This window comes from Methanosarcinales archaeon (assembly GCA_014859725.1).
Lineage (GTDB): Archaea > Halobacteriota > Methanosarcinia > Methanosarcinales > Methanocomedenaceae > Kmv04.
Map to the genome: position 1 here is coordinate 1 of JACUTQ010000115.1, position 7500 is coordinate 7500.

10 protein-coding genes are annotated in these 7500 nt (G+C 40.8%); 2 read left to right on the forward strand and 8 right to left on the reverse strand.

All coding sequences use genetic code 11. The features are described 5' to 3' along the window. Positions 1-233: 233 nt before the first annotated feature. The gene (locus tag IBX40_09365) at positions 234-434 is read right to left on the reverse strand and encodes a hypothetical protein (GenBank protein MBE0524522.1); all 201 of its coding nucleotides are present in this window, start codon (positions 432-434) and stop codon (positions 234-236) included. Positions 435-568: 134 nt separating this feature from the next. Beyond that, positions 569-1027, reverse strand: a complete 459-nt coding sequence (locus tag IBX40_09370) for a helix-turn-helix transcriptional regulator (GenBank protein ID MBE0524523.1) — start codon at positions 1025-1027, stop codon at positions 569-571. A gap of 73 nt (positions 1028-1100) precedes the next feature. Here IBX40_09370 and IBX40_09375 point away from each other — a divergent pair, with 73 nt between their 5' ends. After that, positions 1101-1364, forward strand: coding sequence for a hypothetical protein (locus IBX40_09375; GenBank protein ID MBE0524524.1), 264 nt, complete (start codon positions 1101-1103; stop codon positions 1362-1364). A gap of 51 nt (positions 1365-1415) precedes the next feature. Here the strand turns inward: IBX40_09375 and IBX40_09380 are convergent, their stop codons facing one another. Continuing rightward, positions 1416-1724 (reverse strand): (2Fe-2S) ferredoxin domain-containing protein, encoded by a 309-nt coding sequence (locus IBX40_09380; protein ID MBE0524525.1) that lies wholly within the window; start codon positions 1722-1724, stop codon positions 1416-1418. 515 nt (positions 1725-2239) lie between these two features. Between IBX40_09380 and IBX40_09385 the strand changes: the two genes are divergently transcribed. Beyond that, the gene (locus IBX40_09385; protein MBE0524526.1) at positions 2240-3151 is read left to right on the forward strand and encodes a hypothetical protein; all 912 of its coding nucleotides are present in this window, start codon (positions 2240-2242) and stop codon (positions 3149-3151) included. A gap of 186 nt (positions 3152-3337) precedes the next feature. On the opposite strand, the gene IBX40_09390 is transcribed toward IBX40_09385, so the two are convergent. From IBX40_09390 to IBX40_09410, 5 genes are all read right to left on the reverse strand, one after another. Continuing rightward, the gene (locus IBX40_09390) at positions 3338-4531 is read right to left on the reverse strand and encodes an ammonium transporter (GenBank protein ID MBE0524527.1); all 1194 of its coding nucleotides are present in this window, start codon (positions 4529-4531) and stop codon (positions 3338-3340) included. Positions 4532-4542: 11 nt separating this feature from the next. Beyond that, entirely contained in the window at positions 4543-4890 is a 348-nt protein-coding gene (locus IBX40_09395) for a P-II family nitrogen regulator (GenBank protein ID MBE0524528.1), read from the reverse strand. A gap of 291 nt (positions 4891-5181) precedes the next feature. Next, the gene (moaC, locus tag IBX40_09400) at positions 5182-5655 is read right to left on the reverse strand and encodes a cyclic pyranopterin monophosphate synthase MoaC (GenBank protein ID MBE0524529.1); all 474 of its coding nucleotides are present in this window, start codon (positions 5653-5655) and stop codon (positions 5182-5184) included. Positions 5656-5657: 2 nt separating this feature from the next. Continuing rightward, complete coding sequence (locus IBX40_09405; protein ID MBE0524530.1) at positions 5658-5813, reverse strand: hypothetical protein; 156 nt, start codon at positions 5811-5813, stop codon at positions 5658-5660. A gap of 30 nt (positions 5814-5843) precedes the next feature. Further along, positions 5844-7304 (reverse strand): NAD(P)H-hydrate dehydratase, encoded by a 1461-nt coding sequence (locus IBX40_09410; GenBank protein ID MBE0524531.1) that lies wholly within the window; start codon positions 7302-7304, stop codon positions 5844-5846. Positions 7305-7500 lie beyond the last annotated feature (196 nt).

A 7500-nucleotide genomic window follows, 5' to 3' on the forward strand; every position in this document is an offset into this window, starting at 1 on the left:
TCCGTGATCAAAGTCACATTTGAGCTTTCGATGGCAATTCACTGGTTAGTTTTTTTACGGCTTCGAAGAACCGAAATAAAGACAACCTATCCTGCCCAAAAAATAGTTGGAGTAATAACAAAAAAAGATTGTGCAGGGGGTACTTTCATATTTTGTGCATGTTATTCGAAGAATTTCATGTACGTTTTTTTAAAAAATGTCAATTTGGATAAATATAGTGCTAGAGTCTTGGCCTAGAATCCCAAGGAGGGCCACCGTAGTATGAGCAATGCAACCAGAATCGCTATGTTAATAAGAATACCAATCCCGCCCTTATCAGCCAGCTTCTGCAGTTCTCCATCCCAGAAAATAATGAATCTCCCCACACCAGAGCTGTGGGGTATATCATGTCTCAGGCTGCTGAGGTTGCATTGACCATGGCTTGTCCAAACCATAGCAGAGCTGCGGAGTATAACCATTAAGATCAACCTACTCCATCCGCCCCTATGGTGTGTGGAGCATGCTGTCAGCAGCTATCTGTACCTCGTGCACACATATCAGTGGTCAAATCTCATAATTTAAAATTTACTTACTCTTCGACTTCATATTGATTACTGTTATTTTTGGAGGTACATGTCCCTCCCCTCACCGCATCCACATCAATAATACGTTCCACCCGATGCGCAGCCATCCCTTTAAAACCGGAGGGGCATTTTTTCAGATCATTATTACTTCTACTGGCAGCCCATTCGAGCAGCGGCAATATCGCTTTCCTGAGTTCAATACCGTCATTTGTCAAAGAATATTCAACCCTGCGTGGTATCTCTGCAAAGGATTCCCTTCTTACTAATTGCTCATTTTCCAGCTTTTTCAGAGTATCAGAAAGCGCTTTGGGACTAATCCCGTTTAAGTTCTCCATGAGCTGGTTGAACCTGAGTTTTTCATGATTTCCAATGTCATTGACAATAAGAAGAGCCCATTTTTTGCTGATAGTGTCAATAATACCTTCCAGGGGGCACAAGCAAAGATGATTATTATCTTTTCGCATAGTAGCTATATTACTATAAACTTTGTAGTTTAAATACTTTCAATTTTCTATTAAGGAATGGAGATGAACAATAATGTGTGATAACAAAAATATGAAAATGCATCCTGGACACGTTGGAATGGGCATGCATCACGGACATGGTGGAATGGGTATGCATCATGGACACGGTGGAATGGATATGCATCAAGGACAATGTTCATGTGGATTCCATGGCAGCTTTAGCAGGCATCTTAAAACAAAACAGGAAATGATAGGAGGATTAGAGGAATACCAGCAACAGTTGGAACTTGAACTTCAGGCAGTCAAAGAACACCTTGATTTCCTGAAAAACAAATAGTGCTGGAATTTCCCTCCGGAATATCGAACTAAAGTAGACTTAAGTCTGGTATTATATTTTCAATCGTTCAACAACTTCGCCATTTTCGATGTGTGAATCCATTATTTCTTTCACATCACCGGACGTGACCTTTCCATACCAGACCCCATCAGGGTAAACAAGGACTATTGGACCTTCTTCACAATTCGCGAAGCAACCGGTATTTGTTAACCTCACTTCATCTTCTAAATCCCTGTCCTCTATCTCTTCCATAAAGTTAGCCAGTATCTTAGCAGAATCCTTTTTGATGCAGACTCCTTGCTGCTGTCCGTTTATTCTTGAGCTGGAACAAACAAATATATGGTTTTTTGGATTTTCCATTTTATGTACCTCTTATAATAATCTTATGTCATTCAGCAATACATGTCCTCAAATGTATGTCTATCACCTGCAATAGTCAGTGTATTTAACTTAAACCAACTGTTATTTATATTACATACCGACAGCCATAGTATGATTTTATAATATATAAATTATGTTATTACCAAGTATTTTCATATGTTCGGGCAGTAAAATTAAATTTATCCACCCTATTACCAGGAAGAAAAAAGTGATCGTTACGATTCGTGTTGCTGAATATAATTAACTCTGATTTGAATTATATGGCAAATATTTAGATTGTAGTATAAACGTTGAAGTTATAATGGCAGCTTTGCGATTTTCGTATCATTTGCATTATACAATCAATATCATTATTTGTCATGAAAGTGAAGTATACAATGAAAAAAAAAATCATACTAACACGAATTGTAACTGTCTCGATTTTTAGGAAGTATTAAATAATATAATTAATCCTTGAAATAACAAGAGTTTGAATTATGCCCCGGTGGATAAGAATGAAAATAAATGTTGCAATGGCCGTAATTCTTGTTATGGTATTAATTTCCGGATGTACTAATGACGGCCAAGATTCCAAAGATATACAGACTACTGATACAAATAAAACAGAGGAAATAATTAATGAAATTAAAGGCGATGATAGTGGTATCAATATATCTGGTGAGGAATCTGTAGAAAAACTGGTTGATGAGGAAACTGAAGTCCAATCAATAAAAAACATAGAAAACCTATTTGAATATACCATAAATGCTCAAATTACATTCTACAATTATTCTCAGAACGATATAGATCCACTTGGAGATTACCTTTATAAAGAAAATTATACTTCGGAAGGTGAGGGAACTATAGATGATTTCTATATGTGGGATGGAAAGGCTGAGAATTTCTATGAAATAATTATTAGCGATTTGCATAATTCATATGGGGCATTTATGTTCAGAGAAAAGGATACATCCATAATCCGCAATGACAGATTTAGGACTTATGAGTTCAAGTATATCATATTACCATCTGGATATGAAGATAACGTTAAAGTTTTCAAATACGAGGGTGCAATGGATATATCGCTTATGGAAAGGCGAGATCCTATTATTAATCATATTAGAATTGAAGGACTTGTGTTTCTCACATCGCCAGAAGAAGGAATAATAATTCACGCAGGGGATAAACCACAAAAAATAACTTCATTAAATGAAGTGAGGATCTTGGTAGGAGATACCGTTGAATGGAGAAACTTAGAAAATGCTAAGAACCCACGTTACTTGATAAGTGAAGATGGATTGTGGGATGAACCAGTCCGTATAAATTTTGCGAAAACTCATACATATACTTTCAATGAGACCGGTACCTATACATTCAGTTTAATGTACAATGAATTTGACTCAAGACAGAAAATCATTGTAATTTAATAGGTCCAATTTCATTTTCCAGTTATTTTAAGTTACTGATCAACAATGATATGCACCGATTTCGCATCGCCATAACTCCAGAAAATAGTTGGATGGGATAAATACCAAAATAACTGGATTATGGAACGGTGCAGAAAAAAAGGAAGTCAGGAAAAAATAATGGGAGGAATCGAATAATCCCTACATTCAAATGTTATACGCTGTTTCACCATGACATGTCTTGTCAAGCCCGATATTTTCCTCACTCTCAGAGACCTTAAGCCCCATCGTTATATCAAGTACAAATCCAATTATTATTGTGCAAACACTTGCATAGACGATTGTAATTAATACACCTTCAAACTGGAGTAGTAATTGATGTGAGTTGCCAAGAAGAAGACCTGTACCACCCACGCTTGCAAACACGCCTGTCAATAGCGCACCTGTAATCCCACCAGCACCGTGAACCCCGAAGACATCGAGCGAATCATCGTATCCCAGCTTACCTTTGAGCCTTACGGCCCAATAACACACAATTCCTGCAATAAATCCGATTAGGAGTGCTGCCATCGGTGTGACAAAACCTGCAGCGGGCGTAATTCCAACAAGCCCTGCTACAATTCCGGTTGCAAATCCAAGTGCAGTTGGTTTCCCGGTTAGGGACCATTCTGCAATCAGCCATGCAAGTCCCGCTGCTGCCGGTGCAATGAAAGTGGTTATAAATGCAAGTCCTGCAATCTCATCAGCAGCAAGTGCCGACCCCGCATTGAACCCGAACCAGCCAAACCATAAAAGCCCGGCTCCAAGAAGTGTGAAGGTAACATTGTGCGGCTTAATGGCATCGACACCATACCCCTTCCTTTTGCCTAAGAATATTAGAAGCGCAAGTGCAGAGATGCCTGATGTTATATGGACAACCGTACCACCCGCGAAGTCAAGAGCTTCTCCAGTGAGAAATCCGCCACCCCATACCCAGTGACATACTGGTGCATAGACGATAAGATCCCACAGTGCGATGAATGCGATATATGACTTGAACTTAATACGCCCGGCAATAGCACCAGAAATAAGGGCAGGCGTTATTATGGCAAACATCCCCTGGAACACAATAAATGTGTATGTTGGAATTGAACCTGATGTGGAATTCAGATCGATTCCTCGTAGGAATACATGCTCTAATCCACCTATAAACCAGTTTCCGGTCCCGAATGCAAGCGAATAACCAATAATAACCCACTCGACAGTGATTATACCCAGCGCAACGAACGAGTGCATCATACTGCTCAGGACATTCTTACGCCTGACCATCCCGCCATAGAATAGCGCAAGCCCGGGAAGCATAAACAATACTAATGCTGATGATATCAAAACCCATGCAGTATCTGCTGCGACTATAGACATTTTTTCCCTTCCTAAATTGCCACCGATCCCGTTTCACCTGTGCTGATCCTTATGACATCTTCAAGTGGTAACACGAATATCTTACCATCTCCAATATCACCTTTGTGACCTGTCTTAGCCCCTCGCTGAATTGCCTCGATCGTTGGTTTTAAAAACGCGTCGTTTACAGCAATGTCGAGCTTGATCTTTTCAAGTAGATTTACTTCATACTCCAATGCTCTGTATATCTCCAGATGCCCCTTTTGAGCACCATATCCCGAAACAGATGTTACTGTTAATCGGCTTACTTCAACCTCCTGAAGCTCCCGTTTGACAGCATCCAGCCGTTCGGGTCGTATTATTGCTATTACATATTTCATATCAGACCAACATACGATAGCCTACGTCTTAGTATTTACTTATTTCTATAAACACCACATAAAATTTACAAGTGTCGCATAGAAACCAGCGTTTTTCGGATTATTTTTGCTGGCAGGATAGACCTTGGGTGTCAACTGAAAACTAGACGCAGAGCCTTTGATTTGTATTAACTTTGAAATTAGAAAAACTCATATAATAATTGGTGTAGGCAGCTTCATATTAAAAAATCCAACTCTAATAAGGACCATGTACATCTTTACTGCATAAGACGAGCAACTGGAATAAAAATATCAAACCTTATCCTTAACTTTTTCGACTACCTTTATATCTGAAATTACAGTCCATGGATAATTACCGGTCTCATCCTTCTCAGCAGACTTCACCATATCCCATATAGTAAGTAAAGCCAGCGACACCCCGTGCAGTGCTTCCATCTCAACCCCTGTTTGTCCAACCGAGCGCACTTCTACTATGGCCTTTACCCTTTCATCCTCCACCTCAAAATCCACATCCACATGTGTGATGGGGATCTGGTGACACATAGGTATAGTATCCCATGTCCGTTTAACTGCCTGCACCGCTGCTATCCTGGAAGTGGCCAGTACATTGCCCTTTTCAATCTGGCGGTGTCTTATGGCCTCAATGGTTTCAGGCGTAAGCTGAATATGCCCCGAGGCAACAGCCCGCCTTACAGATATTTCCTTATTGCTGATATCTACCATTCTGGCCCGGCCTTCATGAATATGGGTGAAGTTATTGTCCACGTTCAATCAATCCTCACGTGTTTGCGCTGCTGGTAATCTTGCAGCGCCTGCTTCAGGTCATTTGAAAGTGATTCGGCCTCTTCTAAATTAAGTTTTATAACGGTCTCGTCCTCATCATGGCGCACCACCATTCTTATCCGGTTTCGTTCCAATTCCACAAGAATTTCCCTTATAATAATACCCCCATTTCAAATTTTCATTGCAGCCGGGATCCTGTCGATCACATCTGTTGCTATAAGCCCTAACCCGAAATCCTTAAAAGCTATATCCCCTGCCCTGCCACAAATGTAAGCTGCTGCTGAGGCTGCTTCAATCCCGATATGCTTTGCAAATAATGCACCTGTTATCCCTGCCAGTACATCTCCTGTGCCGCCCACTGTCATGCCTGGATTGCCTGTCTGATTGATCCTTGCAATCAACCCGTCTGAAATAATATCTTCAGGGCTCTTAAGCAGCGTGACCACGTTATTATCAGCAGAGTAAGTTTTAACCTGTGCGATCAGTTTACCTCTTTCAAGCTGAAGATCCTCATTGATCAACCTCTTATACTCCCCTGCATGGGGCGTGATCACCATATCACAACCGTACCTGTTTAGATGTACATCCAATGCTTCCAGCCCGTCAGCATCAACAACAACCTTGCCGCATAATAGAAGTATTTCACGTACAGCTTCAATTGTCTCATCTTCCCTGCCAAGCCCCATTCCGATAATAACAACATCATGGGCCATTATCAGTTCTTCCAACACCGAAACATCCTCCCTGACCAATCGTTTTTTAGCAAGAGGTCTGACGATCAGATCAGGGGAAAACGATGCTATTATCTTTGCAACGTTTTTGGGTGCAGCTATAGTTACAATATCAGCACCACAACGCAGCGCAGCCAGACCAGCCAGGGCCGGTGCACCGCTGAATGCCCCTCCACCAATAATTAGAATTCGTCCGCCAACCCCCTTGTGACTGTCCCGACTCCGGCCAATTACTAATTTGAGATCACCCGGACCTACGATCAATTCTGCTTCATGAGGAATTCCAATATCTGCCACTGCAATCTCACTTACATATTCCTGTGAATGCTCTGCTAGCAGTCCTGGTTTGGGAAGATGGAAGGTCACGGTAATATTAGACTTAACAGCTTTTTCAAGCTGGCCGGTGTCAGGGTCCATACCTGATGGCACATCCACTGATACCACTTTTGCCTGGGATGCGTTTATAAAGTCGATAGCGGTGCTTTCAGGCTCCCTTATTTTGCCTTTGATACCTGTACCAAATATGGCATCTACAATGATATCACAATCTGAAAAATATGAGGGTTCGAGGGCTGTTGGGTCTGTCACTTCTATTACAGGTATGCCTGTCTTCTTTAATATGGCAAGGTTTTTTGTGGCTTCCTGAGTTTTCACCTCATTGATCTTACCGAGCAGAATTACAGTAACATCATATCCAACAAGATGCCTGGCAGCTACAAATCCGTCACCACCATTGTTCCCCTTACCAGCCACTACCAATACTCTTTCCCTGGTGGGAAGGTTCATTACTTCAGCAGATACTGCAGAACCTGCGTTCTCCATCAATTGCAGGCGTGATAATCCTAAAAATTCACAATTAGCGTCTAATGCATCCATCTGCCTGGAAGTAATGGTTTTCATATCAACAACACCTTTAATTATTCTAATATTAGAGGACTTTATATAAAGTCCTTTTTTTATGGAACCCTGGATATGTACCAAACATATTTATTCAAGTAATATATTTCAACAATAAATTTGGAATAGATTCATCACAGGAAGTTTATATGCACCTTATAATCACAGAAAAACACAACACTGCGAAGCGTATAGCATC

Coding starts and splice junctions, on each gene's coding strand:
- IBX40_09365 (MBE0524522.1), bottom strand. CDS start 434: ATGGTTTGGACAAGCCATGGTCAATGCAACCTCAGCAGCCTGAGACAT.
- IBX40_09370 (MBE0524523.1), bottom strand. CDS start 1,027: ATGCGAAAAGATAATAATCATCTTTGCTTGTGCCCCCTGGAAGGTATT.
- IBX40_09375 (MBE0524524.1), top strand. CDS start 1,101: ATGTGTGATAACAAAAATATGAAAATGCATCCTGGACACGTTGGAATG.
- IBX40_09380 (MBE0524525.1), bottom strand. CDS start 1,724: ATGGAAAATCCAAAAAACCATATATTTGTTTGTTCCAGCTCAAGAATA.
- IBX40_09385 (MBE0524526.1), top strand. CDS start 2,240: ATGAAAATAAATGTTGCAATGGCCGTAATTCTTGTTATGGTATTAATT.
- IBX40_09390 (MBE0524527.1), bottom strand. CDS start 4,531: ATGTCTATAGTCGCAGCAGATACTGCATGGGTTTTGATATCATCAGCA.
- IBX40_09395 (MBE0524528.1), bottom strand. CDS start 4,890: ATGAAATATGTAATAGCAATAATACGACCCGAACGGCTGGATGCTGTC.
- IBX40_09410 (MBE0524531.1), bottom strand. CDS start 7,304: ATGAAAACCATTACTTCCAGGCAGATGGATGCATTAGACGCTAATTGT.